General features: G+C 73.9%; 26 protein-coding genes. 17 read left to right on the top strand and 9 right to left on the bottom strand.

Going from position 1 to position 26,872, the window contains the following annotated elements:
- Positions 1-151 precede the first annotated feature (151 nt).
- Entirely contained in the window at positions 152-1,600 is a 1,449-nt protein-coding gene (locus ACF09K_RS02550; RefSeq protein WP_392240615.1) for an NAD(P)H-quinone dehydrogenase, read from the bottom strand.
- A 116-nt stretch (positions 1,601-1,716) separates the two neighbouring features.
- Here ACF09K_RS02550 and ACF09K_RS02545 point away from each other — a divergent pair, with 116 nt between their 5' ends.
- From ACF09K_RS02545 to ACF09K_RS02535, 3 genes are all read left to right on the top strand, one after another.
- Positions 1,717-2,154 (top strand): gamma-glutamylcyclotransferase, encoded by a 438-nt coding sequence (locus ACF09K_RS02545; RefSeq protein WP_073496227.1) that lies wholly within the window; start codon positions 1,717-1,719, stop codon positions 2,152-2,154.
- A gap of 251 nt (positions 2,155-2,405) precedes the next feature.
- Positions 2,406-3,230 (top strand): purine-nucleoside phosphorylase, encoded by an 825-nt coding sequence (locus tag ACF09K_RS02540; RefSeq protein WP_392240614.1) that lies wholly within the window; start codon positions 2,406-2,408, stop codon positions 3,228-3,230.
- 275 nt (positions 3,231-3,505) lie between these two features.
- Positions 3,506-5,137, top strand: coding sequence for a phospho-sugar mutase (locus ACF09K_RS02535; RefSeq protein WP_392240613.1), 1,632 nt, complete (start codon positions 3,506-3,508; stop codon positions 5,135-5,137).
- Positions 5,138-5,700: 563 nt separating this feature from the next.
- Here the strand turns inward: ACF09K_RS02535 and ACF09K_RS02530 are convergent.
- The gene (locus tag ACF09K_RS02530) at positions 5,701-6,408 is read right to left on the bottom strand and encodes a PH domain-containing protein (protein ID WP_392240612.1); all 708 of its coding nucleotides are present in this window, start codon (positions 6,406-6,408) and stop codon (positions 5,701-5,703) included.
- 190 nt (positions 6,409-6,598) lie between these two features.
- Here ACF09K_RS02530 and deoC point away from each other — a divergent pair, with 190 nt between their 5' ends.
- From deoC to ACF09K_RS02515, 3 genes are read left to right on the top strand one after another with little or no spacing between them, the layout of a single operon-like run.
- The gene (gene deoC, locus ACF09K_RS02525) at positions 6,599-7,567 is read left to right on the top strand and encodes a deoxyribose-phosphate aldolase (protein ID WP_392241017.1); all 969 of its coding nucleotides are present in this window, start codon (positions 6,599-6,601) and stop codon (positions 7,565-7,567) included.
- Positions 7,568-7,572: 5 nt separating this feature from the next.
- Complete coding sequence (locus ACF09K_RS02520; RefSeq protein ID WP_392240611.1) at positions 7,573-9,030, top strand: aldehyde dehydrogenase family protein; 1,458 nt, start codon at positions 7,573-7,575, stop codon at positions 9,028-9,030.
- Positions 9,031-9,924 (top strand): aldehyde dehydrogenase family protein, encoded by an 894-nt coding sequence (locus ACF09K_RS02515; RefSeq protein WP_392240610.1) that lies wholly within the window; start codon positions 9,031-9,033, stop codon positions 9,922-9,924.
- 90 nt (positions 9,925-10,014) lie between these two features.
- On the opposite strand, the gene ACF09K_RS02510 is transcribed toward ACF09K_RS02515, so the two are convergent.
- A complete protein-coding gene (locus ACF09K_RS02510) occupies positions 10,015-10,428 on the bottom strand; it encodes a hypothetical protein (RefSeq protein WP_392240609.1) in 414 nt (137 codons plus the stop codon).
- Between the two features lie 59 nt (positions 10,429-10,487).
- On the opposite strand from ACF09K_RS02510, the gene ACF09K_RS02505 reads away from it, so the two are divergent.
- On the top strand, positions 10,488-11,195 hold the full coding sequence (locus ACF09K_RS02505) for a uridine kinase (protein ID WP_392240608.1): 708 nt from the start codon (positions 10,488-10,490) through the stop codon (positions 11,193-11,195).
- A gap of 299 nt (positions 11,196-11,494) precedes the next feature.
- Here ACF09K_RS02505 and ACF09K_RS02500 read toward each other — a convergent pair whose 3' ends face one another.
- Positions 11,495-12,304 (bottom strand): SigE family RNA polymerase sigma factor, encoded by an 810-nt coding sequence (locus ACF09K_RS02500; RefSeq protein WP_392240607.1) that lies wholly within the window; start codon positions 12,302-12,304, stop codon positions 11,495-11,497.
- Between the two features lie 517 nt (positions 12,305-12,821).
- Here ACF09K_RS02500 and afsQ1 point away from each other — a divergent pair.
- From afsQ1 to ACF09K_RS02475, 5 genes are all read left to right on the top strand, one after another.
- Positions 12,822-13,499 carry a two-component system response regulator AfsQ1 gene (afsQ1, locus tag ACF09K_RS02495; protein ID WP_392240606.1) on the top strand — a complete coding sequence of 226 codons (678 nt, stop codon included), beginning with the start codon at positions 12,822-12,824 and terminating at the stop codon, positions 13,497-13,499.
- Positions 13,496-15,091: an ATP-binding protein gene (locus ACF09K_RS02490; RefSeq protein WP_392240605.1), complete on the top strand. Its 1,596-nt coding sequence runs from the start codon at positions 13,496-13,498 to the stop codon at positions 15,089-15,091. The genes afsQ1 and ACF09K_RS02490 overlap by 4 nt, the downstream gene beginning before the upstream one ends.
- On the top strand, positions 15,088-15,747 hold the full coding sequence (locus ACF09K_RS02485; RefSeq protein WP_392240604.1) for a hypothetical protein: 660 nt from the start codon (positions 15,088-15,090) through the stop codon (positions 15,745-15,747). Before ACF09K_RS02490 ends, ACF09K_RS02485 begins: the two co-directional genes overlap by 4 nt.
- 92 nt (positions 15,748-15,839) lie before the next feature.
- Entirely contained in the window at positions 15,840-16,412 is a 573-nt protein-coding gene (locus tag ACF09K_RS02480; protein ID WP_392240603.1) for a VanZ family protein, read from the top strand.
- Between the two features lie 96 nt (positions 16,413-16,508).
- Entirely contained in the window at positions 16,509-16,712 is a 204-nt protein-coding gene (locus tag ACF09K_RS02475) for a PspC domain-containing protein (RefSeq protein WP_392000134.1), read from the top strand.
- A 67-nt stretch (positions 16,713-16,779) separates the two neighbouring features.
- Here ACF09K_RS02475 and ACF09K_RS02470 read toward each other — a convergent pair whose 3' ends face one another.
- A complete protein-coding gene (locus tag ACF09K_RS02470; RefSeq protein WP_392240602.1) occupies positions 16,780-17,133 on the bottom strand; it encodes an ATP-binding protein in 354 nt (117 codons plus the stop codon).
- Positions 17,134-17,266: 133 nt separating this feature from the next.
- Positions 17,267-18,430, bottom strand: coding sequence for an adenosine deaminase (locus ACF09K_RS02465; RefSeq protein WP_392240601.1), 1,164 nt, complete (start codon positions 18,428-18,430; stop codon positions 17,267-17,269).
- Positions 18,431-18,543: 113 nt separating this feature from the next.
- Between ACF09K_RS02465 and ACF09K_RS02460 the strand changes: the two genes are divergently transcribed.
- Positions 18,544-19,305, top strand: a complete 762-nt coding sequence (locus ACF09K_RS02460) for an alpha/beta hydrolase family protein (protein ID WP_392240600.1) — start codon at positions 18,544-18,546, stop codon at positions 19,303-19,305.
- 308 nt (positions 19,306-19,613) lie between these two features.
- Here the strand turns inward: ACF09K_RS02460 and ACF09K_RS02455 are convergent, their stop codons facing one another.
- The gene (locus tag ACF09K_RS02455) at positions 19,614-20,564 is read right to left on the bottom strand and encodes a LysR substrate-binding domain-containing protein (protein WP_392240599.1); all 951 of its coding nucleotides are present in this window, start codon (positions 20,562-20,564) and stop codon (positions 19,614-19,616) included.
- A gap of 63 nt (positions 20,565-20,627) precedes the next feature.
- Between ACF09K_RS02455 and ACF09K_RS02450 the strand changes: the two genes are divergently transcribed.
- On the top strand, positions 20,628-21,965 hold the full coding sequence (locus ACF09K_RS02450) for an MFS transporter (RefSeq protein WP_392240598.1): 1,338 nt from the start codon (positions 20,628-20,630) through the stop codon (positions 21,963-21,965).
- 198 nt (positions 21,966-22,163) lie between these two features.
- Positions 22,164-23,180, top strand: a complete 1,017-nt coding sequence (locus ACF09K_RS02445; RefSeq protein ID WP_392240597.1) for a sigma-70 family RNA polymerase sigma factor — start codon at positions 22,164-22,166, stop codon at positions 23,178-23,180.
- On the opposite strand, the gene ACF09K_RS02440 is transcribed toward ACF09K_RS02445, so the two are convergent.
- Positions 23,064-23,516 carry a hypothetical protein gene (locus ACF09K_RS02440; protein ID WP_392240596.1) on the bottom strand — a complete coding sequence of 151 codons (453 nt, stop codon included), beginning with the start codon at positions 23,514-23,516 and terminating at the stop codon, positions 23,064-23,066. The genes ACF09K_RS02445 and ACF09K_RS02440 overlap by 117 nt on opposite strands.
- A 96-nt stretch (positions 23,517-23,612) precedes the next feature.
- Between ACF09K_RS02440 and ACF09K_RS02435 the strand changes: the two genes are divergently transcribed.
- A complete protein-coding gene (locus tag ACF09K_RS02435) occupies positions 23,613-24,215 on the top strand; it encodes a TetR/AcrR family transcriptional regulator (protein ID WP_392240595.1) in 603 nt (200 codons plus the stop codon).
- Between the two features lie 4 nt (positions 24,216-24,219).
- On the top strand, positions 24,220-25,392 hold the full coding sequence (locus tag ACF09K_RS02430; protein ID WP_392240594.1) for a lipase: 1,173 nt from the start codon (positions 24,220-24,222) through the stop codon (positions 25,390-25,392).
- Between the two features lie 132 nt (positions 25,393-25,524).
- Here ACF09K_RS02430 and ACF09K_RS02425 read toward each other — a convergent pair whose 3' ends face one another.
- Positions 25,525-26,808: a thymidine phosphorylase gene (locus ACF09K_RS02425; RefSeq protein ID WP_392240593.1), complete on the bottom strand. Its 1,284-nt coding sequence runs from the start codon at positions 26,806-26,808 to the stop codon at positions 25,525-25,527.
- Positions 26,809-26,872 lie beyond the last annotated feature (64 nt).

The raw sequence follows: 26,872 nt of genomic DNA, 5'->3' as shown, positions 1-26,872 counted from the left end.
ACCGTCTGCTTTCAGCTCTTTGCGCCGAATAACGGAAGTTGTTCGCACGGTGGCACATGAGGTGGTATAGGGCCCTGGCCGTCCCGCCCGGCCGTGTGCGCGTGCCGCAACCCCCCGCGACCGGCGGGGAGTCGGCGCCGTCCGTCCGGACCTACGCGTCGCCGCCGGTCTTGCGGGTGTGCAACTGCCGTGCCACTTCGGCGATCGAGCCCGAAAGGGACGGGTACACCGTGAAGGCGTTCGCGATCTGTTCGACCGTCAGGTTGTTGTCGACGGCGATCGAGATGGGGTGGATGAGTTCGGAGGCGCGCGGCGCCACGACGACACCGCCGACGACGATCTCCGTGCCCGGACGGCAGAAGATCTTGACGAAGCCGTCGCGGATGCCCTGCATCTTGGCGCGCGGATTGCGCAGCAGCGGCAGCTTCACCACGCGGGCGTCGATCTTCCCGCCGTCGACGTCGGCCTGCGAGTAGCCGACGGTCGCGATCTCGGGGTCGGTGAAGACGTTCGAGGAGACGGTCTTGAGGTCGAGCGGGGCCACCGCGTCGCCGAGGAAGTGGTACATGGCGATGCGGCCCTGCATGGCGGCGACGGAGGCCAGCGCGAAGACGCCGGTCACGTCGCCCGCGGCGTACACACCGGGGGCGGTGGTGCGGGAGACCCGGTCCGTCCAGATGTGGCCGGACTCGCGGACCCGGACACCGGCCTCCTCCAGGCCGAGGCCGGCGCTGTTGGGGACGGCGCCGACGGCCATCAGGCAGTGCGAGCCGGTGATGACCCGGCCGTCGGCGAGGGTGACCTCGACGCGGTCGCCGACGCGCTTGGCGGACTGGGCGCGCGAGCGGGCCATGACGTTCATGCCGCGGCGGCGGAAGACGTCCTCCAGGACGGCGGCGGCGTCCGGGTCCTCGCCGGGCAGCACGCGGTCGCGGGAGGAGACGAGGGTGACCTTGGAACCGAGGGCCTGGTAGGCGCCCGCGAACTCGGCGCCGGTGACGCCGGAGCCGACCACGATGAGTTCCTCGGGCAGCTCGCGCAGGTCGTAGACCTGGGTCCAGTTGAGGATGCGCTCGCCGTCGGGCTGGGCGTCGGGCAGTTCGCGGGGGTGACCGCCGGTGGCGAGGAGGACGGCGTCGGCGGTGAGGGTCTCCTCGGTGCCGTCGGCGGCGGTGACGACGACCTGGCGGGAGCCGTCGAGGGCCTGCATGCCCTGGAGCCGGCCGCGGCCGCGCAGGACGCGGGCGCCGGCCCGGGTGACGGAGGCGGTGATGTCGTGGGACTGGGCGAGCGCGAGCCGTTTGACACGCCGGTTGACCTTGCCGAGGTCGACGCCGACCACCCGGGCCGACCGCTCCAGCGGCGGGGTGTCGTCGGCGACGATGATGCCCAGCTCCTCGTAGGAGGAGTCGAAGGTGGTCATCACCTCGGCCGTGGCGATCAGGGTCTTCGACGGCACGCAGTCGGTCAGCACCGACGCCCCGCCCAGACCGTCGCAGTCGACGACGGTCACCTCCGCGCCGAGCTGGGCGGCCACCAGGGCCGCCTCGTATCCGCCGGGTCCGCCACCGATGATCACGATCCGAGTCACGTACTCCATTGTCCCGCACGGGCGGGGGTGCTACTTCCCCGGGGGGTCGGGGGAGGTACGCCTGTTGCCGGAGGGGCCCCGGACGACGGCGGTGGCGTGCGGACCGGCTGACGTAGTCTCGTCGCATGTCGCTCTACGCCGCGTACGCCGGCAACCTCGACGCGCGGCTGATGTCCCGCCGCGCTCCGCACTCGCCGCTGCGCGCCACCGGCTGGCTGAACGGGTGGCGGCTGACGTTCGGGGGCGAGCAGCTGGGCTGGGAGGGCGCGCTCGCGACGATCGTGGAGGATCCCCTCTCCCAGGTCTTCGTCGCGCTGTACGACCTGGCGCCGCCGGACGAGGAGTCGCTCGACCGGTGGGAGGGCGTGGGCCTCGGCATCTACCGCAGGATGCGGGTGCGGGTGCACACCCTGGACGGCGAGGAACAGGGCTGGGTGTACGTCCTGAACGGCTACGAGGGCGGGCTGCCCTCCGCCCGCTACCTGGGCGAGGTGGCCGACGCGGCGGAGTCGGCGGGGGCGCCGCACGACTACGTGATGGAGCTGCGCAAGCGCCCCTGCTGAGGGCTTCCCCGCCCCTTTCGGCCCCTTCCTGACCGGATTCCCGCCCGGCCCTCGACCGGTTCCCGCCAGATCCCCGCCCCCGACCGGTCCCCGCCCTGCTCCTCGCGCGGCCCTCGACCGGTTCCCGCCGGCCCCCGATCGGTCCTCGCCCGATCCCCGACCGGTTCCTGTCAGAAACGACAAGACAACGATCGCCATCCCGTGGGCTCCGTCATCTACGCGCGTAGGCCCGGAGCGGCTACCCTCATCGCGTGAACGCATCTCTTCTCCCGGACGACATCCAGGGCGACCCTCACGCCGCCGCCGACGCCGCAGCCGCGCGCCTGCGCGAACTGACGGGCGCCGAGACCCACGACGTCGCCCTCGTGATGGGCTCCGGCTGGGCACCGGCCGTGGACGCCCTGGGCGCGCCCGACGCCGAGTTCCCGGTCACCGAGCTGCCCGGTTTCCCGCCGCCGGCGGTCGAGGGCCACGGCGGCAGGGTCCGCTCGTACCGGATCGGCGGGAAGCGCGCCCTGGTGTTCCTGGGCCGCACCCACTACTACGAGGGCCGCGGAGTGGCCTCCGTCGCCCACGGCGTCCGTACGGCGGTGGCGGCCGGCAGCAAGACGATCGTGCTGACCAACGGCTGCGGCGGGCTCCGCGAGGGCATGCGGCCCGGTCAGCCCGTGCTGATCAGCGACCACATCAACCTCACGGCGACGTCCCCGATCGTCGGCGCGAACTTCGTCGACCTGACGGACCTGTACTCGCCGCGGCTGCGGGCGCTGTGCAAGGAGATCGACGCCACGCTGGAGGAGGGCGTCTACGCCCAGTTCCCCGGCCCGCACTACGAGACGCCGGCGGAGATCCGGATGGCCCGGGTGATCGGGGCGGACCTCGTGGGCATGTCGACGGTGCTGGAGGCCATCGCGGCGCGCGAGGCCGGCGCCGAGGTGCTGGGCATCTCCCTGGTGACCAACCTCGCCGCGGGGATGACCGGTGAGCCGCTGAACCACGAGGAGGTCCTCCAGGCCGGCCGCGACTCCGCGACCCGCATGGGCGCCCTGCTGACCCGGGTCCTCGACCGCCTGTAGGCGGCGCCGGCCCTGCCTCCGGCCCGGTCCGACGCGTCCCGCCCCGCGCCGCCCCCACCCGTCCGCATCCGTCCGCACCTGCCCCCGCCCGTCCCGGCGGGCCCGAGGGTGACGGTGGACCGTTCCGGCCCGTCCGGGAGCACCCCTCGGGGGGAGTCCGGGGACGAGGCCCGGCCGGCGCCGCCGGCGGGGTCCGGGCGCAGCCCCCGGGGACGGGAGGGGAAGGGGCGGCGGGGGCGAGACAACGCACGTACGACTCGAGAGGTTGACCACCCGTGCACGACGACCTGATCGCTCGCGCCCGCACCTGGCTCGCCGAGGACCCCGACGAGGAGACCCGCGAGGAACTCGCGGCCCTCCTCGCCGCCGGGGACCTCCCCGAACTCACCGCCCGCTTCGCCGGGACCCTCCAGTTCGGCACCGCCGGTCTGCGGGGCGAACTCGGCGCGGGCCCCCTGCGCATGAACCGCGCCGTCGTCATCCGCGCCGCCGCCGGCCTCGCCGCGTACCTGCGCAGGCGGGGCGGCGGCGACGGCCTCGTCGTCATCGGCTACGACGCCCGCCACAAGTCGGAGGCGTTCGCCCGCGACACCGCCGCCGTGATGACCGGCGCGGGCCTGCGCGCGGCCGTCCTGCCCCGCCCGCTGCCGACGCCGGTCCTGGCCTACGCCATAAGGCACCTGGGCGCGGTCGCCGGCGTGGAGGTCACCGCCAGCCACAACCCGCCCCGCGACAACGGCTACAAGGTCTACCTGGGCGACGGTTCGCAGATCGTCCCGCCGGCCGACGCGGAGATCGCCGCCGAGATCGACGCGATCCGCTCGCTGGCCGACGTGCCCCGTCCGGACGGCGGCTGGGAGGTCCTGGACGACTCCGTGCTCGACGCCTACCTGGCCCGCACGGACGCCGTCCTCGCCACCGGCTCGCCCCGCACCGCGCGCACCGTCTACACGGCGATGCACGGCGTGGGCAAGGACGTCCTGCTGGCGGCCTTCGCCCGGGCGGGGTTCCCCGAACCGGTCCTGGTCGCCGAACAGGCCGAGCCGGACCCGGAGTTCCCGACCGTCGCGTTCCCCAACCCGGAGGAGCCCGGCGCGATGGACCTCGCGTTCGCGAAGGCCCGCGAGACCGACCCCGACCTGGTCATCGCCAACGACCCGGACGCCGACCGCTGCGCCGTGGCCGTCAGGGACGGCGACCGGTGGCGGATGCTGCGCGGCGACGAGGTCGGCGCCCTGCTCGCCGCGCACCTGGTGGGCCGCGGGGCGCGCGGGACGTTCGCCGAGTCGATCGTCTCCTCCTCCCTCCTCGGCCGGATCGCCGAGAAGGCCGGCCTGCCGTACGAGGAGACCCTCACCGGCTTCAAGTGGATCGCCCGCGTCGACGGCCTGCGCTACGGCTACGAGGAGGCCCTCGGCTACTGCGTCGACCCCGACGGCGTACGCGACAAGGACGGCATCACCGCCGCGCTCCTCGTCACCGAGCTGGCGTCCGAGCTGAAGGAGAGCGGGCGCACGCTGCTCGACCTGCTCGACGACCTCGCCGTGGAACACGGGCTGCACGCCACCGACCAGCTGTCGGTGCGGGTGGAGGACCTGACGGTCATCGCCCGTGCGATGGAGCGGCTGCGCGAGAACCCCCCGACCGAGCTGGCCGGGCTGGCGATCACCCGCGCCGAGGACCTCACCCGGGGCACGGACCGGCTGCCGCCCACCGACGGGCTGCGCTACACGCTCGACGGGGCCCGCGTGATCGTACGGCCCAGCGGCACCGAACCGAAGCTGAAGTGCTACCTGGAGGTCGTGGTGCCGGTCGGCTCACCCGCCGGCCTCCCGGCGGCCCGCGCCCGCGCGGCGGAGCTGCTCGCGGCCGTGAAGCGGGACCTGTCGGCGGCGGCCGGCATCTGAGCCGGGCGGGCGGGAGCGCGGCCGTCCGGTGGCCCCCGCCCGGCATCCGGGCCGGGGAGAGCGCCCCCGGCCGGCCGCGCTCCCGCGGGGAGCCGGAACCGTAGCGGCAGGGCCGCGCCGGACGCCCGCGACACACCCTGCATCCGGGCTGCGGCGGCCAGGGGCCGCCCGGCGTCCTGCCGCCGGACCCCGGACCTCGACGCCGGCGGGGAGACGGGGAACGGGCGCGGGGCGCCACCGGGCAGGGGCGCCCCGGCCTGCGTCCCGGCCGTGGACACCGGACGCCATCGGCGGCACCGCTGGTTCAGCTGATCGCGCGGCGGGCCTTCAGCACGCTCGGCGAGCCCCGGGGCCTGGCCGGACGCCACCGGGCAGGGACGGCACGCGACGGGACGGCGGTGCGGCCCTGCCGTTCCGCGCCGGGCCGCTCGGAGGGGCCGCGGCGCGGCGGCGCGGCCCCGGCCGTGGCCTCAGCCGTCCCCCGGAGGCACCCGACGGGACGGCGGCGCAGGCCTCCGTCCGGCGGACGGCCCGTGCCCCTCAGCCCCGACGGGCCCGCGAGGTCAGCCCGTGGCCAGCAGGATCACCAGCAGGAGGGCGCCGGCCGCGGCCGGGCCCACGATCTCCCAGGCCCAGCGCACGGTCACCTCGCCCTGCGCGGACTCCTCCTTCTGCCGCGCCTCCCACAGGTTCCGCAGCTCGCCCATGATCTTGTCGGACTCGGCGCGCGCGGGCCCCTCGGAACCGTCCGGGCCCGCGTACGAGGACAGTCCGCCCCCGAACCCGGCCGGCCCGCCGAAGCCGCCGCGCCTGCGGCGCGGCCGCCCCTCGCGTTCGGCGGCCTGGTCCGCGGCGACGCGGTCCTGCCGGCGGGCGGCCCGCTTGCGCGCCCGCAGCGAGACCGGGATCGCCCAGAGCTGGAACTTCCGCCCGGACTCGGCGACGACCTCGTTGGAGTACCCCGACCGCAGCGAGGCGACCTGTCCCCAGGGCAGCACGACCAGGCGGAACGGGTTGCGCACCCGCACCCGGTCGTCACCGGCGTACACGGCCGGCCGCAGGGTGAAGGCGGTGACCAGCGGCACCAGCAGGATCAGCGCGGCGAGCGCCAGCCACGGCGTCCGGCCCTCCCCGGCCACGATCGCGTCCACGCCGAGCCAGCCGACCAGGCCGAGCAGCAGCACACCGCCGGCCAGCCCCGCGGGCGACCGGTACACCCGGTCCTTGGCCCCGGTCACCGGCACGGGCCCCTGCTCATCCGAACTCGTCATACCCCGATTCTGCCTGACCCCCCGAACCGCCTTCGCCGAAGCCCCCGCCAGCCGGTCGACGCCCCCACCGGGCGGCCCGTCCCGGCCCGGGCCCGCCCGCGCGGACCCGCACCCGCCCGCCCACCCGCTCTCCGGACGGCTCCGAGGGCTGTACACCCGCTACGCGCGTAGATATGCTCGTCTGGTGACCATGCCCACCAACGCACCCGCACCCACCGCGGCACCGCCCCTCCCGGACGTCACCACGTCCGACGCCACGCTGCGCCGCTTCCTCCACGGGCTCCCCGGCGTCGACGCGGTCGGCCTGGAGGCGCGCGCCGCGGCCCTCGGCACCCGTTCCATCAAGACGACCGCGAAGGCGTACGCCATCGACCTCGCCATCTCGATGGTCGACCTGACGACGCTGGAAGGCGCGGACACCCCGGGCAAGGTCCGGGCGCTCGGCGCGAAGGCGGTCCACCCCGACCCGACCGACCGCGCCACCCCCTCGACCGCCGCGGTCTGCGTGTACCCGGACATGGTCGCCACCGCGAAGGCCGCCGTCGCCGGCTCGTCCGTCAAGGTCGCCTCCGTCGCCACCGCCTTCCCGGCGGGCCGCGCCGCCCTCGGCGTGAAGCTGGCGGACGTCCGTGACGCCGTCGCCGCGGGCGCCGACGAGATCGACATGGTCATCGACCGCGGCGCGTTCCTCGCGGGCAGGTACCTGAAGGTGTACGACGAGATCACCGCCGTGAAGGAGGCCTGCGGCACGAGCGCCCGCCTGAAGGTCATCTTCGAGACGGGCGAGCTGTCGACGTACGACAACATCCGCCGCGCCAGCTGGCTCGGCATGCTCGCCGGGGCGGACTTCATCAAGACGTCCACCGGCAAGGTCGCGGTGAACGCGACGCCCGCGAACACCCTCCTGATGCTGGAGGCCGTCCGCGACTTCCGCGCGCAGACCGGCGTGCAGGTCGGCGTGAAGCCGGCCGGCGGCATCCGCACCACCAAGGACGCCGTCAAGTTCCTGGTCCTGGTCAACGAGACCGTGGGCGAGGACTGGCTGGACAACCACTGGTTCCGCTTCGGCGCCTCCTCGCTGCTGAACGACCTGCTGATGCAGCGTCAGAAGCTGGCCACCGGCCGCTACTCCGGCCCCGACTACGTGACGGTGGACTGATCACCATGGCTTCTCTGTTCGAGTACGCACCGGCGCCCGAGTCCCGCTCGGTCGTCGACATCGCGCCCTCCTACGGCCTGTTCGTCGACGGCGAGTTCACCGAGGCCGCCGACGGCAGGGTCTTCAAGACGGTGTCCCCGTCGACCGAGGAGGTGCTGTCCGAGGTCGCCCGGGCCGGCGCCGAGGACGTCGACCGCGCCGTGCGGGCGGCCCGCAAGGCGTTCGAGAAGTGGTCGGCGCTGCCCGGCTCGGAGCGCGCGAAGTACCTGTTCCGCATCGCCCGGATCATCCAGGAGCGCAGCCGCGAGCTGGCCGTCCTGGAGACGCTGGACAACGGCAAGCCGATCAAGGAGACCCGCGACGCCGACCTCCCCCTGGTCGCCGCGCACTTCTTCTACTACGCGGGCTGGGCCGACAAGCTCGACCACGCCGGGTTCGGGGCGAACCCGCGCCCGCTGGGCGTCGCCGGCCAGGTCATCCCGTGGAACTTCCCGCTGCTGATGCTGGCGTGGAAGATCGCCCCGGCGCTCGCGACCGGCAACACGGTCGTCCTGAAGCCCGCCGAGACCACCCCCCTGTCGGCCCTGTTCTTCGCCGACATCTGCCGCCAGGCGGGTCTGCCCAGGGGCGTCGTCAACATCCTCCCGGGTTACGGCGACGCGGGCGCGGCGCTGGTCGCCCACCCGGACGTGGACAAGGTCGCCTTCACCGGTTCCACGGCGGTCGGCAAGGAGATCGCGCGGACCGTCGCGGGCACCCGCAAGAAGCTCACGCTCGAACTGGGCGGCAAGGGCGCGAACATCGTCTTCGACGACGCCCCGATCGACCAGGCCGTCGAGGGCATCGTCAGCGGCATCTTCTTCAACCAGGGCCAGGTCTGCTGCGCGGGCTCGCGCCTGCTGGTCCAGGAGTCGATCCACGACGAGCTGCTGGACTCCCTCAAGCGCAGGCTCTCCACCCTGCGCCTGGGCGACCCGCTGGACAAGAACACCGACATCGGCGCGATCAACTCCGCCGAGCAGCTCGCGCGCATCACCTCGCTGGTGGAGCGCGGCGAGGCGGAGGGCGCGGAGCGCTGGTCCCCGGAGTGCGAACTGCCCTCCTCCGGCTTCTGGTTCGCCCCGACGCTGTTCACGAACGTCACGCAGGCGCACACGGTGGCCCGTGACGAGATCTTCGGTCCGGTCCTGTCGGTGCTCACCTTCCGCACTCCGGACGAGGCCGTCGCCAAGGCCAACAACACGCCGTACGGCCTGTCGGCGGGCATCTGGTCGGAGAAGGGCTCCCGCATCCTCGCGGTGGCGAGCAGGCTCCGGGCCGGTGTGGTCTGGTCCAACACGTTCAACAAGTTCGACCCGACGTCGCCGTTCGGCGGCTACAAGGAGTCGGGCTTCGGCCGCGAGGGCGGCCGCCACGGCCTGGAGGCGTACCTCGCCCCGTCGAGCCCGGAGGGCGAGCGATAAATGAGTGCAGTTGACCGTTTGAGCGTCTTCAAGACCTACAAGCTGTACGTCGGCGGGAAGTTCCCGCGTTCCGAGAGCGGCCGGGTGTACGAGGTGACCGACGCAAAGGGCAAGTGGCTGGCGAACGCGCCCCTCTCCTCCCGCAAGGACGCCCGTGACGCGGTCGTGGCCGCGCGCAAGGCGTTCGGCGCGTGGTCCGGCGCGACGGCCTACAACCGGGGCCAGGTCCTCTACCGCGTCGCGGAGATGCTGGAGGGCCGCAGGAGCCAGTTCGTCCACGAGGTCGCGGACGCGGAGGGCCTGTCGAAGTCGAAGGCCGCCGAGCTGGTCGACGCCACGGTCGACCGCTGGGTCTGGTACGCGGGCTGGACCGACAAGATCGCCCAGGTCGTGGGCGGCGGGAACCCGGTGGCGGGCCCGTACTTCAACCTGTCGTCGCCGGAGCCGACGGGCGTGGTCGCGGTCCTCGCCCCGCAGGAGTCGTCGTTCCTGGGCCTGGTCTCGGTGGTCGCCCCGGTGATCGCCACGGGCAACACGGCGGTCGTGATCGCCGGTGAGAGGTCCCCGCTCCCGGCCCTGTCCCTGGGCGAGGTCCTGGCCACCTCCGACCTGCCCGGCGGCGTCGTCAACATCCTGTCGGGCCGTACGGCGGAGATCGCGGCGCCCCTCGCGGCGCACCAGGACGTCAACGCGATCGATCTGGCGGGCGCCGACGGGACGCTGGCGAAGGAGCTGGAGGTCGCGGCCGCCGACAACCTCAAGCGCGTCCTGCGTCCACAGCCTGTGGACGACTGGCGGGCGACGCCCGGCACCGACCGCATGACGGCGTTCCTGGAGACGAAGACGGTCTGGCACCCGACGGGTTCGCTGGGCGCGTCGGGCTCGTCCTACTGAGCCGTCACGCTGCTGAGCCGTCGCGAGAAGCCGGAGGGCCGCGTCCTCTCCCCGTCCGGGGAGGCCGCGGCCCCCTTGCGCGGCCGTGCGCTACGACCGGCCGCCCAGCAGCCCCGTCACCTGCCCGAGCACCGGGATCGACCCGATCGACGGCGCCTGCGCCACCGGCCCCGTCAGGGCCTGCGAGGTCAGCGGCCGGAAGTCGCCGAGCTGGGTGCCGACGCCGTTGTCGAGCGGGTCGACGCCGGTGCCCGCGAGCGGGTTGGGCTTGAGGCCGGCGACGGGGCCGGTGACGTAGCCGACCGTGCCGGTCAGCGCCCGCAGGCCGGCCTGCGGGTCCACGTCGCCGAGCGAGGTCGGGCGGGTGTGCAGCACGCCCGCCACCGTCCGCGCCTCGTCCGCGGACGCCGTCGTCGCGCCCGCCCCCAGCGCCACCGAGGCGGTCGCGAGGGCGATCAGGGCGCGCTGGGCGGTGGGGCTGTGGGGGGACGCGTGTCGGGCCATCGGCGATGCCACCTTCTGGAGCACTGGGTAATCCGGTCGACACGAAGGGTAGTTGCGGTGTGACGCGCGCTGCAAAGCCGACCCGCGGGGTCGTTGACGGCCCGGCCGATGCCTCACACTGGTGTCCCGTGAGTCCCCATCCGCCCGTACCCACGCGAGTCGTGCTGCTCTGCGGCCCTTCCGGCTCCGGCAAGTCCCTCCTCGCGGCCCGCTCCGGCCTCCCGGTGCTGCGCCTCGACGACTTCTACAAGGAGGCCGGCGACCCGACGCTGCCCCTGGTCGCGGGAAGTTCCGACGTCGACTGGGACGACCCCGCCTCCTGGGACGCGGACACGGCCGTCGCCGCCATCGTCGACCTGTGCCGCACGGGCCGTGCCGAGGTGCCCGTGTACGACATCTCGCTGAGTGCCCGCACCGGCGCGGTGGGCGTGGCGTTCGAAGGGGCCCCGCTGTTCATCGCGGAGGGCATCTTCGCCGCCGAGATCGTCGGACGCTGCCGCGAACTGGGCGTGCTGGCCGACGCGCTGTGCCTGAGCCGCGGCCCGGTGAAGACGTTCCGCCGCCGTTTCCTGCGGGATCTGCGGGAGGGCCGCAAGTCCGTGCCGTTCCTGCTGCGCCGCGGCTGGCGCCTGATGCGCACCGAACGCTCCATCGTGGCCCGCCAGAAGGCGCTCGGCGCCCACGCCTGCGACCGCGACGAGGCGCTGGGCCGGCTGGCGACCGCGACGGCCGGCCGCCCCGCCCCGACAGTCGGCACGGCGGCGTAGGGCGCGTACGGCGGCGCAGGGCACTCAGGCGGGGCGAGGGGCCGCCGGGCGCGGGGGAGGCCGGGAGCATCCGCGCCGGGACGCGGAAAGCGGGGCCGGACGGACCCCCCGGCCCTCCAGCCCCGCTCCCCTTCGTGCTCCCCCGTACCCCCCGGGGGGTGCTCCCCCGTGCACGTGCGCGGTACCGCTCGCTCCCCACGTCCCCCGTCGGGCCCCCCGGTACCGCTCCCCCGTTTCCCCCGTCCCCCGTTCCCCCGTGCACCGGCTCCCGTGACCGGAAGCCGGATCCCCCGTGCGCCTCAGGCGACCAACTCGCCGAAGGCGTCCTCCTCGTCACGGCCGAAGCTGAGGACCTCGTCCTCGCGCAGCCGGCGGAGCGACCGCCAGATGCTGGACTTCACCGTGCCGACACTGATGCCGAGGATGCCCGCGATCTCCGGGTCGGTGCGGCCCTCGTAGTACCGCAGGACCAGCATCGTGCGCTGGAGTTCGGGCAGCCGGGCCAGCGCCTGCCACAGGACCGTGCGCAGTTCGGTGCCGCGCATCGCGTCCGTGTCGCCGGCCGTCTCCGGCAGCTCCTCGGTCGGGTACTCGTTCAGCTTGCGGCGGCGCCACGCGCTGATGTGCAGGTTGGTCATGGTCCGCCGGAGGTATCCGCCGACGGCCGCCTTGTCGCTGATCCGGTCCCACGCCCGGTAGGTCGAGAACAGTGCGCTCTGGAGCAGGTCCTCGGCCTCGAAGCGGTCACCGGTGAGGTGGTAGGCGGTGGCGTACAGGGAGGCGCGGCGCTCCTGGACGTAGGCGGTGAACGCCGCTTCGGCATCCCCCGTCCCCGACGGCGAACGCCGCTCCCCCGTGGCCTCCCCGTACGCGGCTCCCCCGGCCGTACCCGTGGCGGCCGCCGCCTCGGGCGTCTCCCCCGTGTTCGCGTCGACCACCGTCATGTACCCGGTGTGCTGACGCCCGGTGCCGCGGGTGCACCCCCGCCCCCCGCGCTCGAAGCTCGCGCGGGAGGGACCCCCGTCGGCACCGGACCTCTCCGGACCCCGGCTGACGTCGTGCAGGCGCGTGATCACTGCGCTGGTGTTCAGGCCGTGCAGCGTGTTCATCTCGCGCCTCCCGTCGTGGACTTGCCGTGGTCCGGTCTGTCGTCGCGGGCTCGGCGTCCTGCTTCCCCGCCCGTGCCGAGAAGCTTGCCGACGCCACTTCATCGCCGTGTCCGTCGACTGTCACAGACCTGTCACAGGGGATCGTCACGGCGACACCACGGATCCCGCACAGGCGTTGCCGGTAACCGGTGCGGTGCGGCTCGGCGCGGGCCGGCGAGGGAATGCCGACGGGGGTGACCGGCCGGGCGTCGGGGTCCGGGGGGCGGAGGCCGGCCGGACGGCCGGGGCCGCGCACCCGCGGCGCACTGCCCGAAAACGTTCGAACAGCCAGGTCCGCGGCCCGTCGGCGGCCGGGGCCACCTGCCCACCGGCCTGCCCGCCCGCCCGCGTACCGGCGCTCGCGGGGGCGTCCCGCGAGCCGCCGTGCGCCGCGCGCGGCGCGGAAACCGCGCACCCGCGGCACCCGGGCCCGGACCACGGGTCGAACGACAGGCCCTCCATGGGCCAGAATGAGCCCGTGCCTTCCCTGTTGCTGATCGAGGACGACGACGCCATCCGTACGGCCCTGGAGCTCTCACTGACGCGCCAGGGACACCGGGTGGCGACCGCTGCGAGCGGTGAGGACGGTCTGAGGCTGCTGCGCGAGCAGCGGCCGGATCTGATCGTGCTGGACGTGATGCTGCCCGGCATCGACGGGTTCGAGGTGTGCCGCCGCATCCGGCGCACCGACCAGCTGCCGATCATCCTGCTCACCGCGCGCAACGACGACATCGACGTGGTGGTGGGACTGGAGTCCGGCGCCGACGACTACGTCGTCAAACCGGTGCAGGGGCGGGTCCTCGACGCCCGGATCCGGGCCGTGCTGCGGCGCGGGGAGCGCGAGTCGAACGACGCCGCGACCTTCGGCAGCCTCGTCATCGACCGCGCGGCGATGACGGTGACGAAGAACGGCGAGGACCTCCAGCTCACCCCGACCGAGCTGCGGCTGCTGCTGGAGCTGAGCCGGCGTCCCGGACAGGCGCTGTCGCGGCAGCAGTTGCTGCGGCTGGTCTGGGAGCACGACTACCTGGGCGACTCACGGCTGGTGGACGCGTGCGTCCAGCGCCTGCGCGCCAAGGTCGAGGACGTCCCGTCCTCCCCCACGCTCATCCGTACCGTCCGCGGAGTCGGCTACCGCCTGGACACCCCTCAGTGACGCGAGGGGGGTTCCGCGGCTGGTCCGCGGCGCGCGGGGGGCATCTTTCCCGGCTGCGGTTCACCAGCCTGCGGCTGCGGCTCGTCATGGTCTTCGGGGCGGTGGCGCTGACCGCCGCGGTGTCCGCCTCGGGCATCGCGTACTGGCTCAACCGCGAGGCCGTGCTGACGCGTACCCAGGGCGCGGTGCTGCGGGACTTCGAGCAGGAGATGCAGAACCGGGCGGGCTCACTGCCCGAGCACCCGTCGCAGGACGAACTGCAGCACACCGCCGGGCAGATGGCCAACAGCAGCCAGCGCTTCAGCGTGCTGCTCGTCGGCGAGGACGCCGACGGCAGGACCGTGTACGGCAACTCCGGCGGTCTGAACGGCTTCTCCCTGGACGCGGTGCCCGGGTCCCTGCGCACGGCCGTCGAGAAGGAGCAGGACGTCACCTCCGGCAACACGTCGCCGTACCACCTGTACTGGCAGCGGGTGGTCGACCACGGCACGCCGTACCTGGTGGCCGGCACGAAGGTGGTCGGCGGCGGCCCGACCGGCTACATGCGCAAGTCGCTCGAGCCGGAGGCCAAGGACCTCAATTCCCTCGCCTGGTCGCTGGGGATCGCCACCGGCCTCGCGCTGATCGGCGCGGCGCTGCTCGCGCAGGCCGCCGCCACGACCGTGCTCAAGCCGGTGCACCGCCTCGGGGCGGCCGCCCGGCGCCTCGGCGAGGGCAAGCTGGACACCCGGCTGCGGGTCTCGGGCACGGACGAACTGGCCGACCTGTCGCGCACCTTCAACAGGACCGCCGAGGCCCTGGAGAAGCGGGTGGCGGACATGGCGGCCCGCGACGACGCCTCCCGCCGCTTCGTCGCGGACATGAGCCACGAACTGCGCACCCCGCTCACCGCGATCACCGCCGTCACGGAGGTGCTGGAAGAGGAACTGGACGCGGAGTCCGGCAGCATCGACCCGATGATCGAGCCGGCGGTCCGCCTCGTCGTCAGCGAGACCCGGCGCCTCGGCGACCTGGTCGAGAACCTGATGGAGGTCACCCGCTTCGACGCCGGGACGGCCCGCCTGGTCCTGGACGACGTCGACGTCGCCGACCAGATCACCCACTGCATCGACGCACGCGCCTGGCTCGACGCGGTGGAGCTGGACTCCGAGCGCGGCATCCACGCCCGCCTCGACCCGCGCCGCCTGGACGTGATCATGGCCAACCTGATCGGCAACGCCCTCAAGCACGGCGGCTCGCCGGTGCGCGTCTCGATCCGGGAGTCGGACGACGAGGTCGTCATCGCCGTCCGGGACCACGGCCCCGGCATCCCCGAGGACGTCCTCCCGCACGTCTTCGACCGCTTCTACAAGGCGAGCGCCTCCCGCCCCCGTTCCGAGGGCAGCGGCCTGGGCCTGTCCATCGCCCTGGAGAACGCCCACATCCACGGCGGCAGGATCACGGCCGCCAACTCCCCGGACGGCGGCGCGGTGTTCACCCTGCACCTGCCGCGGGACGCTTCGGAACTGGCGGAACCGCCCGAACGGCCCGAACGGTCCGGACAGCCGGGCCCCTCAGGACAGTCCGAGAAGGACAAGGAGGACGCCTCGTGAGCCGCGTGAACCTCGTGAGCCGCGTGAGCCGCGTGCGGAAGGGCCGCGCCCGCCGTCTGCTCGTCCTCCCCCTGCTCGCCGGACCGCTCGCCGGGCTGCTCGGCGGCTGCGGCATCCGGGCCACGGAGGTGCCGACCGACTTCGGCCCGGCGCCGTCACGGGTGCGCTGCGCCCTCACCGGACCCGAGGTGACGACCCGGACCCCGCGGGGCGTCCCGGTCCAGGTGTTCCTCCTGTGCGGCTCGTCCCTGGTGGCCGTGGACCGCGCCCTGCCGGTGCCCGACGGCACGGCGGACTCCGGACGCCGGATCCTGGTGGCCCAGGGGCTGCTGGGCCAGCTGGCCGAGTCGCCGTCCACCGCCGAGAAGGAGGCCGGTTACAGCACGGACGTGCGCGGCGGCACGAAGGTGAGCGGCCCGGCTCCCGGGGACCCCGACGACACCCTGCGGCTGAGCGTCTCCCCCGGCGCACTCACGTCGTACGCCCTGGCCCAGCTGGTGTGCACCTTCTCCGATTCGGCGGCGGCGGAGGGCGACGGCTCGGTGGTGCTGGGCGGTCCGGCGCCGGAACGCCCCCGCCGCTACGAGTGCACCGACGAGGTCCGCTCCCGTCCCGGCTCGGCGGAACCCCCGTCGGCGGACGTCGCGGACGGCTGACGCCGGGCCGCGTGCGGCGTGCGGCGTGCGGCGTGCGGCACGGCCCCGGCCGCTCCGGAACCGATCGCGCCGCCTTCCGCGTCTAGGGGAGCGTGCAGCGTCAAGGCATCGGCGGCAGCGCCGTGATCCGCATCCGTGCGGCCGGGAGTGTCCTCCTGGTCGTGCATCTCCTGGTCGTCGCCTGGCTCACGCTGCGCCCCCTGGACGTCCCCTGGGTGATGCCGACCAACCTGCATCCCTTCGCGGGCGTCCGGGCGGACCTGAGGCTGGGCCGGTCCGAGGCGGTCCGCCGCATCGCCGAGGACCTGCTCCTGCTGGCCCCCCTCGGGTTCCTCCTCCCGCTGGCGCACGGCAGGCCGGCCGCCTCCGCGCCGGCCTCCCTGCTGCGCACGGTCACGGCGGGCGCCCTGCTGTCCCTGGCGATCGCCCTGCTCCAGACGGGCGTGCCCGGCCGCGTGGTCGACGTCGACTCGGTGCTGCTGAACACGACGGGCGTGGCACTGGCGCACCTGGCGCTGGTCCCGGCGGCCCGTTCCCGGCTGCGTCACCGCGGTGCGCGGCGGGGGCCGCGCGGCACGGGCCCGGAGACCGGACCGGGCGCGGGCCCGGAGGAGCCGGCTCAGGGTCTGACCCCGACGATTCCCAGGGTCGGGATCGCCCCGTAGAGCGACGTTTCATCCGCTTCGTCTTCGTAGTGTGGTGTTCATCGGGGGCGGCCGACCAGGGCCCGCCCCGGATCGACGCTCACGAAGGAGCCGCAGATGTCCAGCAGCCTCGTCCGCCCCACCCACGGCCGCATGATCGGCGGAGTGTGCGCCGCGCTGGCCCGCCGCTTCGGTACGTCCGCCACGACCATGCGCGTGATCTTCCTGCTCTCCTGCCTCCTGCCGGGCCCGCAGTTCCTGCTCTACATAGCGCTGTGGATCTTCCTCCCCTCCGAGGACAAAGCCCGCACGGCCTGGTGAACGCGCACGCCGTCGGGGCGCGCCCGGGAAACCGGGTGCGCCCCGACGGCGTGCGGGCGGGGCGGGTTCAGCCCAGCGGGAGCCCGTTCACCGGCAGCCCGTGCGTGGGCAGGCCCTGGAGCGGCAGACCGCCGAGCAGGCCCGCGACGGGGGCGGTGGGGCCCTGGGCGAGGAGTTGCCGGGCGGCGGGCTGGGCGGCGGTCAGACCCGCGCCCAGCGCCGGCTGGGCCTGCGTCAGCGCGTCCCCGGCGACCGGCAGGGCCTGGGCGACGTTCTCCGCCGGCAGCGTCCTGGTGACGCCGTCCAGGGCCTGGGCGGCGTCCGGGACGGCCGGCGCGGCGTTGGCGGCGCCCGCACCGGCGGCGGCGAAGGCGGCGCCGAGGGCGGCGACACCGAGGGTCTTGACAGCAGACTGCTTCATGATGAATGCGTCCTCGAATACGGGGAACTGAGCGGTCCATGACCGTAGACACGGGATACCGGTCATCGCAAACATCGAAATGCGGACGGATCGTGAAGACCCGTCCGCACGAAAAACCCGGAAAAACGGGCGGTCAGCCCTCTTCGCCGAAGGAACCGCTGGTGGACGCGGTCTGCCGGAACAGCCATTCGGACTTCAGTTCTGCGTAACCGGGCTTGATCACGTCATTGATCATGGCCAGTCGTTCATCGAAAGGAATGAATGCTGACTTCATAGCATTGACGGAGAACCATTGGAGATCGTCGAGCGTATAACCGAACGCGTCGACAAGGTGCTCGAATTCCAGGCTCATGCTGGTGCCGGACATCAGCCGGTTGTCGGTGTTCACCGTGGCCCGGAAGTGCAGCCGCCGCAGCAGCCCGATCGGGTGATCGGCGTACGAGGCGGCGGCCCCGGTCTGGAGGTTGGAGCTGGGGCACAGCTCCAGCGGGACGCGCTTGTCGCGGACGTACGAGGCGAGCCGGCCGAGCTTCACCGAGCCGTCCGCGGCGATCTCGATGTCGTCGATGATGCGGACGCCGTGCCCGAGCCGGTCCGCGCCGCACCACTGGAGTGCCTGCCAGATCGACGGCAGCCCGAACGCCTCGCCGGCGTGGATGGTGAAGTGGTTGTTCTCGCGCTTGAGGTACTCGAAGGCGTCGAGGTGCCGGGTGGGCGGGTAACCCGCCTCCGCGCCGGCGATGTCGAAGCCGACGACGCCCAGGTCGCGGTGGCGGTTGGCGAGTTCGGCGATCTCCAGCGCGCGGGCGGCGTGCCGCATCGCGGTGAGCAGGGCGCCGACGCGGATGCGGTGGCCGTTCTCGCGGGCGATCCGTTCGCCTTGCCGGAAGCCCTCGTTGACGGCCCCGACGACCTCCTCGAGGGTGAGCCCGCCGTCGAGGTGCTGCTCGGGCGCGTACCGCACCTCGGCGTAGACGACACCGTCCTCGGCGAGGTCCTCGGCGCACTCGCGGGCGACCCGGACCAGTGCCTCGCGGGTCTGCATGACGGCGACGGTGTGGGAGAAGGTCTCCAAGTACCGTTCCAGGGAACCGGAGTCGGCGGCCTCCCGGAACCAGATGCCGAGCTTGTCGGGATCGGTCTCGGGCAGCCGGGTGTACCCGGTGTCCCGGGCGAGGTCGACGACGGTGCCGGGCCGCAGCCCGCCGTCGAGGTGGTCGTGCAGCAGAACCTTGGGCGCCCGGCGGATCTGCTCCGGACTGGGGGCGGCGCCCTCCTGGATGCTCTGGCTCGTCATTTCCGCACTCTAACTCCTACGCGCGTAGACCGCCCGGCGGGCGACTCGGTCGATACGCAACGGTGACCGCACGGCAGGGTGGAGTACACCGGCGCTTCTGACACTGTTCTGTCATGGGACAGCAAGCGACGCCGCTTCGGTCGGCCAGCCTGGGGAGGGTCATCGGTCCGGAGCCGCGGACGGTGAGCGGGGCGGTACTGCTGCTCCCCGGCGGTGAGGAGGTCTCCGACCGCAGACCCTCGCCCCTGTGGCAGGCCGCCTCCGTCCGCGCCCTCGGGCGCGGACTCGCCCGCGCAGGACGGGAGGAGGGCCTGGCCGTGCACGTCGTGCGGTACCGCTACCGCGGCTGGAACGGCAGCGAGGCCCAGCTGGCCGCCGACGCCTCCTGGGCCGCCGACGAGATCGTACGGCGCTACGGGGACGTCCCCGTGTGTCTGGCCGGCGTCGACATGGGCGGGCGGGCGGCGTTGCGGGCGGGCGGCCACGAGGCCGTCGGCTCCGTGCTGGCCGTCGCCCCCTGGCTGCCCGAGGAGGACGTGGCGGTGCCACCCGAACCGGTGAAGCAGCTGGTGGGGCGGCGGGTGCTGATCGTGCACGGCACCAACGACGAACGGACCGACCCGGAGCTGTCGTTCCGGCTGGCGGCGCGGGCGAAGAAGGCGAACCGGGACGTGTGCCGGTTCGAAGTGCACTCGGACGGACACGGGTTGCACCAGCACCGTGCCGAAGTGCTGTCCCTGTCCGAGGACTTCGTGATGGGGACGCTGTTCGGGAGGAGTTTCTCCCGGCCCGTCGAGGACGCGCTCGCCGCCCCGCCGCCGCTGGGGCTCCGGATGCCGCTGGCCTCGGGGTTCGGGCGGTCGCTGCGGCGGTAGGCGGTGACGGGCGGCGGGCCCCGGGACAGTGCCGCCGTCGCCTTCCCACCGCCTTCCCACCGCCTTCCCGTTGCCTTCAGACCGCCTTCCCGTCGTCCGCCCGGAGGGCGGGCCCCGCGGTGCCGGGTGCGTGCTCCGGGGCTCCGGCCGAGGGCCGGAGGGAGGAGTGCCGGGCCCTGGTCCTCGTACGGGGCGTACGGGACGCGCGGGACGCACGGGACGCGCTCGGGTCAGGGCCCGGTGCGGCGGGAGGGCGTGCGGGGCCGACGCGAAGGCGTGCGGGGCCGGCGGGAAGGCGGCAGCAGGGCCTACGGCAGCAGGTTGCCCCTCCTCGACAGCAGGAACTTCTTGAAGGCCGCCACCGGCGGGGTGTCGGGGTGGCCGTCCAGCCAGGCCACCCCGATCTCGCGGGCCGCCCTGGGGGCGGTGACCGTCAGTTCGACCACGCCGGGGCGGGGGACGGCGGGAGGCGGCAGCAGCGCCACGCCCAGGCCCGCGGCCACCAGGCCGCGCAGGGTCTCGGTCTCCTCGCCCTCGAAGGCGATCCGCGGGCGGAAGCCGGCCTCCTGGCAGAGGTCGTCGGTGATGCGGCGCAGTCCGTAGCCGGGTTCCAGGGTCACGAAGGCCTCGTCGGCGGCCTCGGCGAGGCGGACGCGCCGGCGGCCGGCGAGGCGATGGTCGGCGGGCACGACCAGGCGCAGTTTCTGTTCGTCGAGGCGGCGGGCGACGAGGTCGGGGGCGTCCGGCACCGGCGAGGTCAGGCACAGGTCCAGCTCCCCGGCGCGCAGCCGCTCCAGCATCGCCTCGCCGTAGTTCTGGACCAGGCTGAAGCGGACGCGGGGATGGTCCGCGCGGAAGGCGTGGATCAGGCCGGGGACGGTCTCGGCACCCATGGTGTGCAGAAAGCCGAAGGCGACCTTGCCGGTGGCCGCGTCGGCGTCGGCGCGCACCTCGTCGGCGGCGCGCTCGACCTCGGCGAGGGCGCGTTCGACGGAGGTGAGGAAGGTGCGGCCGGCGGGGGTGAGGGAGACGGTGCGGCCGCGGCGGGCGAAGAGGTCGACGCCGAGGTCCTGTTCGAGGCGGACCATGGCGCGCGACAGGGTCGACTGGGGGACCTGCATCTCCTGCGCGGCCCGGGTGACGTGCTCGGTGCGGGCGACGCCCGCGAAGTACGCGAGCCGCGGGGCGAGCAGTGTGACGATGTCTTCCGTGTCACCGGACGGTGACAGCTGTCCCTGTGACCTCTGCTGATGCGCCATGGGAACGATTATGTCGATTCCGCGCATTGGACGGATGAGCGGGGCGGTCCGTAGGTTCGAGGCATGTCTCCCGCCAGTACCGGGGCGTCCACCACCGTGGGCGCCGCAACGACCGTTCCCGCCGCCTCCGCCCCCTCCGCCTCCGCGCCCTCCGCCTCCGCGCCCCGTTCCGCCTCCGGCTCCGGCACCGGCTCCGACTCCCGGATGACTCCGGGCGGTCCCGGTTACCGCCGGATGAGCCTCGCGCTGTTCCTGGCCGGGGTGGCGACCTTCGCCCTCCTCTATTCCACGCAGGCGCTGCTGCCGCTGATCTCCGGCGAGTTCGGGGTCGCGGCGAGCGACGCGAGCTGGACGGTGGCGGCGGCGACCGGCGGGCTGGCCCTGTTCGTCCTGCCGATGAGCGCCCTGTCGGAGCGCTACGGCCGCCGTGCGGTGATGACCGGCTCGCTGGCGGTCGCGGTCGGCCTGGGGCTGCTGGTCCCCTTCGCGCCGTCGCTGGGCGCCCTGGTGGTGCTGCGCGCTCTGCAGGGGGCGGCGCTCGCCGGTCTGCCGGCGTCCGCCACCGCCTACCTCGCCGAGGAGGTCCGCCCGCGGGCCCTGGTCACGGCGATCGGTCTGTTCGTGGCGGGCAACAGCGTCGGCGGGATGAGCGGCCGGGTCATCACCGGCTGGGTCGCGCAGGAGTGGGGCTGGCGGGTCGCGGTCGGGGTGATCGGCGCGGTCGCCGTGGTCTGCGCGGTCGCGTTCCGCCTGCTGCTGCCGGCGCCGCGGCACTTCACGCCCGGTTCGCTGCGCCCCCGGGTGCTGGCCCGGACGGTCGGCGACCACCTGGCCGACCCGCTGCTGCGCCGCCTGTACGCGATCGGCGCGCTGTTCATGACCGTCTTCGGCGGTGTGTACACGGTCATCGGCTACCGGCTGACCGGGGCGCCGTTCTCCCTGCCGCAGGGCGTCGTCGGCTCGATCTTCCTCGTCTACCTGGTGGGCACGGTGTCCGCGTCGACGGCGGGCCGGCTGGTCGGCCGCCTGGGCCGGCGCGGGGCCCTGTACCTGGCGGGCGGCACGACGGCCACCGGTCTGCTGGTCTCCCTCGCCGACTCGCTCCCGCTGGTCCTGCTGGGCCTGGTGCTGATCACGGCGGGCTTCTTCGCGGGGCACGCGGTGGCGTCCTCGGCGGTCGGCAGGACGGCGACGACGGGCCGTGCGCAGGCCTCGGCCCTCTACCAGTCCGCGTACTACATCGGCTCCAGCGCGGGCAGCACGGTCGGCGCGACGGCGTTCCACGCGGGCGGCTGGGCCGGCACGGCGGGCGTGGGCATCCTGGCGGTGGCCGGCGTCGTGGCGATCACGGTGTGCGGTTCGCGGGCGGCGCGCCGGCAGCCCCTGGCCCTCGCGCACTGAGGTCCGCCCGGCCGGGCGGACGGGCGCTCCTCGGCACTCGCCCCACCGCCCCCTCCCCTCATCCCCTCTCCCCTGACCTTGCCCCTGACCTGCGGTTCCGTCGTCCCGAGGGGCCGTTGTCAGTGGGCTGCGGTAGCTTCCGGAGTACTGGGGCGCACAGGCGCGTGACGGAACGGCCACAGGGGCGGGTGGACGACGATGAGCGACGGTACGGCGACCGTGGAGGACCTCGACGCCAGGCTGGAGAGGCACCGGGTCGAGCTGACGGGGTACTGCTACCGCATGCTCGGTTCCTCCTTCGAGGCGGAGGACGCGGTGCAGGACACCCTGGTGCGCGCCTGGCGGAGCTACGACAGGTTCGAGGGTCGTTCCTCGCTGCGGTCCTGGCTGTACCGCATCGCGACCAACGTCTGCCTGGACATGCTGTCCGCGGGCAACAAGCGGGCCCGCCCGATGGACCTCTCCGAGTCCACGCCGCTCGCCCGGGCCGCGCTCTCCCCCCGCCCGGACCACACCTGGCTGGAGCCCATGCCCGACGCGCGCGTGCTGCCCACGGTCGAGGACCCGGCGGAGGCGGCCGTCGCCAAGGAGTCGGTGCGGCTGGCGTTCATGGCCGCGCTCCAGCAACTGCCGCCCAAGCAGCGGGCCGTGCTGATCCTGCGCGAGGTGCTGGCGTGGCGGGCGAGCGAGGTCGCCGAACTGCTGGAGACCTCGGTCGCCTCGGTGAACAGCGCGCTCCAGCGGGCCCGCGCGACCCTCGCCGAGCGGGCCGACTCCGCCGCGGACGCGGCGGTCTCCGACCCGCTGGACGAGGAGCAGCAGAAGCTCCTGGAGCGCTACGTGGCGGCCTTCGAGGGGTACGACATGTCGGCGCTGACGGCCCTCCTCCACGAGGACGCCGTCATGACGATGCCGCCGTTCGACCTGTGGCTGACCGGCCACGACGACATCGCGGGCTTCATGACCACGATCGGCTCGGCCTGCGAGGGTTCGCGCCTGCTGCCGGTCCAGGTCAACGGGCTGCCGGGGTTCGCGCAGTACAAGCCGGACCCGGAGAAGGGCGGGTACACGCCCTGGGCGGTGCAGGTGCTGGAGATCTCAGACGGCCGCCTCACCGGATTCCACTTCTTCCTCGACACCCGGCGGTGGTTCCCGCTGTTCGGGGTGCCCCTCCACCTCGAAGCGGAGCCCGACCAGGTCGAGCAGGGCCAGTAGCGCCGGATCGGGGGCGCGCAGGCGTATGCGCCCCCCGCCCCGGCCGGCCGTCAGCCGCAGCCGCGCCAGCAGGTCGACGGTCATGAGTCCCGGCGTCCCGAGCCCCGCCGCGTCGCAGACGACCACGGCGCCCGCACCGCACGCGCCGCCCGCCCCGTCGGCGTCGTCGCCGTCGTCGTCGGCACCGTCGGCGGTGTCCGCGGCGCCCTCCAGCAGTGCTCGCAGGTCGTCGCAGAGTCCTGCCACCCGGCCCCGGGTGACGGGGCCGGTCAGGATGAGCACGGGGGGTGTCGTCGCGTCCACGAGGGGTGGACCGGTCGGACGCGCACAACTCATCGCACCGCCGGGCCCCGCACCGTACCTGTTTGCCTAAGACCTTTAGCCAGATGCACACTGGCATCAGGTTCCTGGCGAGAGGACATGGAGAACGTCATGGTGCGTGCAGGCCTGACCCCGGAGCGGCTGACCCGGGCGGGCGCGGAGCTGGCCGACGAGGTCGGCTTCGAGCAGGTGACTGTCTCGGCGCTGGCCCGGCGCTTCGACGTCAAGGTCGCGAGCCTGTACTCGCACGTGCGGAACTCGCACGACCTGAAGACACGGATCGCCCTGCTGGCCCTGGAGGAGCTGGCCGACCGGGGCTCCGCCGCGCTGGCCGGCCGCTCCGGCAGGGACGCCCTCACCGCCCTGGCCGACGTCTACCGCGACTACGCCCACGAGCACCCCGGCCGCTACGCCGCCGCCCAGTTCCGGCTCACCCCGCAGGCCGCCGCGGCGAGCGCCGGGGCACGGCACTCCCGGATGACCCGGGCCGTCCTGCGCGGCTACGACCTCGCCGAACCCGACCAGACCCACGCCGTACGGCTGCTCGGCAGCTTCTTCCACGGCTACGTCAGCCTCGAACAGGCCGGCGGCTTCAGCCACAGCGCCCCCGACTCCCAGGAGTCCTGGTCCCGCATCCTCGACGTCCTCGACGCGCTGCTGCGCGACTGGCCCGCCCCGGACCCCTCCCCCACGCCCCGTCGAAACGCAGGATGACGCGATGTCCTCAGAGATCCGCTGGATCACCACCCCCCTCACCGACGACCTCCTGCGCGGGGCCCTGGAGACCGAGCGCACCGAGCACGGCCTGCTGCCGCACCGGCTGCCCGCCCGGGCCCGCGCCCAGTGCGCCGACGGGCAGCTGGCCATGGCGGAGTCCCAGCCGTCCGGCGTCCGGCTGGTCTTCCGCACCCGGGCCACCGCCGTCGAACTGGAGACGCTGCCCACCAAGCGGGAGTACGTGGGCGCGCCGCCCCGGCCGGACGGCCTGTACGACCTGGTCGTCGACGGACGCCCGGCGGGCCAGGGCAGCGTGCGGGCCGGTCACGTCCTGACCGTCGACATGGCGGCGGGGACCTTCGAACGCCGCCCCGGCCGCCCCGGCACGCTCCGCTTCACGGACCTGCCCGAGGGCGTCAAGAAGGTCGAGATCTGGCTGCCGCACAACGAGACCACCGAACTCGTCGCCCTGCGCACCGACGCCCCCGTGGAGCCGGCGGGCGCCCCGGACCGCCGGGTCTGGCTGCACCACGGCAGTTCGATCAGCCACGGCTCGGACGGCGCGAGCCCCACCCGCATCTGGCCCGCGCACGCCGCCGGGCTCGGCGGGGTGGAGCTGATCAACCTGGGGCTGGGCGGGAGCGCCCTGCTCGACCCGTTCGTCGCGCGGGTGCTGCGGGACACCCCGGCCGACCTGATCAGCGTCAAGATCGGCATCAATCTCGTCAACACGGACCTGATGCGGCTGCGGGCCTTCGGGCCGGCCGTGCACGGGTTCCTCGACACCGTGCGGGAGGGGCATCCCGACACGCCGCTGCTGGTCGTGTCGCCCATCCTGTGCCCCATGCACGAGGACACGCCCGGCCCCACCGCGCCGGACGTGCGCGGGCTGGAGAAGGGGGTGCTGCGGTTCGTTCCGATGGGGGACGCGGCGGAGGTGCCCGGCGGGAAGCTGACCCTGCGGGTCGTCCGGGAGGAGCTGGCGCGGATCGTCGGCGAGCGGGCCGCCGGCGATCCGGCGCTGCACCACCTCGACGGACGGGAGCTGTACGGGGAGCGGGACGTGGCGGAACTCCCGCTGCCCGACCAGCTGCACCCGGACGCGGCGACGCACCTGCGCATGGGCGAGCGGTTCGCCGCGGCGGCCTTCGGCGAGGGGGGCGCGTTCGCGTGAGGGGCGGCGGGGGGTACCCCCGCCGCCCCCTTCCCGGGGGCTGCCGCCCCCGGACCCCCGCTTCGGCCCTGAACGGGCCTCGTCCTCAAGCGCCGGACGGGCTGGTGGTACCGGCCCCGGGGTAGCGCGTCCTCAGGCGATGCGCTCCAGCACCACCGGCGACGGCGTGTACGGCGTTCCGGGCGCGGCGACGTCGTAGGAGCCCGCCACCGATTCCAGGGCGTAGGCGAACCGCTCGGGGGTGTCGGTGTGGAGGGTCAGCAGGGGCTGGCCCTCGGTGACCGTGTCGCCGGGCCTGGCGTGGATCTCGACGCCGGCGCCCGCCTGCACCGGGTCCTCCTTGCGGGCGCGGCCCGCGCCCAGGCGCCAGGCGGCGACCCCGACGCCGTAGGCGTCCAGGCGGGTGAGGACGCCGGTGGCCGGGGCCTTGACGACGTGCTGTTCCCGGGCGGTGGGCAGGGGGGCGTCGGGGTCGCCGCCCTGGGCGGTGATCATGCGGCGCCAGACGTCCATCGCGGAGCCGTCGGCCAGGGCCTTCGCCGGGTCGGCGTCCTTGATGCCGGCCGCGTCGAGCATCTCGCGGGCCAGGGCGAGGGTGAGTTCGACGACGTCGGCGGGGCCGCCGCCCGCCAGGACCTCGACCGACTCGCGGACCTCCAGGGCGTTGCCCGCGGTCAGGCCGAGGGGGGTGGACATGTCGGTGAGGAGGGCGACCGTCCGCACGCCGTGGTCGGTGCCGAGGCCCACCATCGTGGAGGCCAGCTCGCGCGCGTCCTCGACGGTCTTCATGAAGGCGCCGGTCCCGACCTTCACGTCCAGGACGAGGGAGCCCGTCCCCTCGGCGATCTTCTTCGACATGATCGAGGAGGCGATCAGGGGGATCGCCTCGACCGTGCCGGTGACGTCGCGCAGGGCGTACAGCTTCTTGTCGGCCGGGGCCAGGCCGTCGCCCGCCGCGCAGATCACGGCGCCGGTGGTGTCGAGGACGTGCAGCATCTCCTCGTTGGAGAGCAGGGCGCGCCAGCCGGGGACGGACTCCAGCTTGTCGAGGGTGCCGCCGGTGTGGCCGAGGCCGCGGCCCGAGAGCTGCGGGACCGCCGCGCCGCAGGCGGCCACCAGGGGGGCCAGCGGGAGGGTGATCTTGTCGCCGACGCCGCCCGTGGAGTGCTTGTCGGCGGTCGGACGGGACAGGGACGAGAAGTCCATGCGCTCGCCGGAGGCGATCATCGCGGCCGTCCAGCGGGCGATCTCGCGGCGGTTCATGCCGTTGAGCAGGATCGCCATGGCGAGCGCGGACATCTGCTCGTCGGCGACCTCGCCCTGGGTGTACGCGTCGATGACCCAGTCGATCTGTGCGTCGCTGAGCTCACCGCGGTCCCGCTTGGTGCGGATGACGGAGATGGCGTCCATGGCCATGACTTTCCTTCCGGGGTGCAGAACTTCCAGGGTGCGGAAGACGGTGCGTGAAAAGTGCGCGGCC

It is taken from the genome of Streptomyces sp. NPDC014882 (assembly GCF_043081325.1).
Taxonomy (GTDB): domain Bacteria; phylum Actinomycetota; class Actinomycetes; order Streptomycetales; family Streptomycetaceae; genus Streptomyces.
The sequence above is the reverse complement of the archived record's forward strand: the minus strand, read 5'-3'. Positions and strand labels throughout refer to the sequence as shown.

What these genes read in the sequence shown, in the direction of transcription:
- ACF09K_RS02545 (WP_073496227.1), top strand. Translation starts at nt 1,717, where the DNA reads ATGTCGCTCTACGCCGCGTACGCCGGCAACCTCGACGCGCGGCTGATG.
- ACF09K_RS02425 (WP_392240593.1), bottom strand. Translation starts at nt 26,808, where the DNA reads ATGGCCATGGACGCCATCTCCGTCATCCGCACCAAGCGGGACCGCGGT.
- ACF09K_RS02455 (WP_392240599.1), bottom strand. Translation starts at nt 20,564, where the DNA reads ATGGCGCATCAGCAGAGGTCACAGGGACAGCTGTCACCGTCCGGTGAC.
- ACF09K_RS02470 (WP_392240602.1), bottom strand. Translation starts at nt 17,133, where the DNA reads ATGAAGCAGTCTGCTGTCAAGACCCTCGGTGTCGCCGCCCTCGGCGCC.
- ACF09K_RS02430 (WP_392240594.1), top strand. Translation starts at nt 24,220, where the DNA reads ATGTCCTCAGAGATCCGCTGGATCACCACCCCCCTCACCGACGACCTC.
- ACF09K_RS02500 (WP_392240607.1), bottom strand. Translation starts at nt 12,304, where the DNA reads ATGAACACGCTGCACGGCCTGAACACCAGCGCAGTGATCACGCGCCTG.
- ACF09K_RS02440 (WP_392240596.1), bottom strand. Translation starts at nt 23,516, where the DNA reads ATGAGTTGTGCGCGTCCGACCGGTCCACCCCTCGTGGACGCGACGACA.
- ACF09K_RS02475 (WP_392000134.1), top strand. Translation starts at nt 16,509, where the DNA reads ATGTCCAGCAGCCTCGTCCGCCCCACCCACGGCCGCATGATCGGCGGA.
- ACF09K_RS02445 (WP_392240597.1), top strand. Translation starts at nt 22,164, where the DNA reads ATGAGCGACGGTACGGCGACCGTGGAGGACCTCGACGCCAGGCTGGAG.
- deoC (WP_392241017.1), top strand. Translation starts at nt 6,599, where the DNA reads ATGCCCACCAACGCACCCGCACCCACCGCGGCACCGCCCCTCCCGGAC.
- ACF09K_RS02520 (WP_392240611.1), top strand. Translation starts at nt 7,573, where the DNA reads ATGGCTTCTCTGTTCGAGTACGCACCGGCGCCCGAGTCCCGCTCGGTC.
- ACF09K_RS02530 (WP_392240612.1), bottom strand. Translation starts at nt 6,408, where the DNA reads ATGACGAGTTCGGATGAGCAGGGGCCCGTGCCGGTGACCGGGGCCAAG.
- ACF09K_RS02510 (WP_392240609.1), bottom strand. Translation starts at nt 10,428, where the DNA reads ATGGCCCGACACGCGTCCCCCCACAGCCCCACCGCCCAGCGCGCCCTG.
- ACF09K_RS02515 (WP_392240610.1), top strand. Translation starts at nt 9,031, where the DNA reads ATGAGTGCAGTTGACCGTTTGAGCGTCTTCAAGACCTACAAGCTGTAC.
- ACF09K_RS02550 (WP_392240615.1), bottom strand. Translation starts at nt 1,600, where the DNA reads ATGGAGTACGTGACTCGGATCGTGATCATCGGTGGCGGACCCGGCGGA.
- ACF09K_RS02460 (WP_392240600.1), top strand. Translation starts at nt 18,544, where the DNA reads ATGGGACAGCAAGCGACGCCGCTTCGGTCGGCCAGCCTGGGGAGGGTC.
- ACF09K_RS02450 (WP_392240598.1), top strand. Translation starts at nt 20,628, where the DNA reads ATGTCTCCCGCCAGTACCGGGGCGTCCACCACCGTGGGCGCCGCAACG.
- ACF09K_RS02465 (WP_392240601.1), bottom strand. Translation starts at nt 18,430, where the DNA reads ATGACGAGCCAGAGCATCCAGGAGGGCGCCGCCCCCAGTCCGGAGCAG.
- ACF09K_RS02435 (WP_392240595.1), top strand. Translation starts at nt 23,613, where the DNA reads ATGGTGCGTGCAGGCCTGACCCCGGAGCGGCTGACCCGGGCGGGCGCG.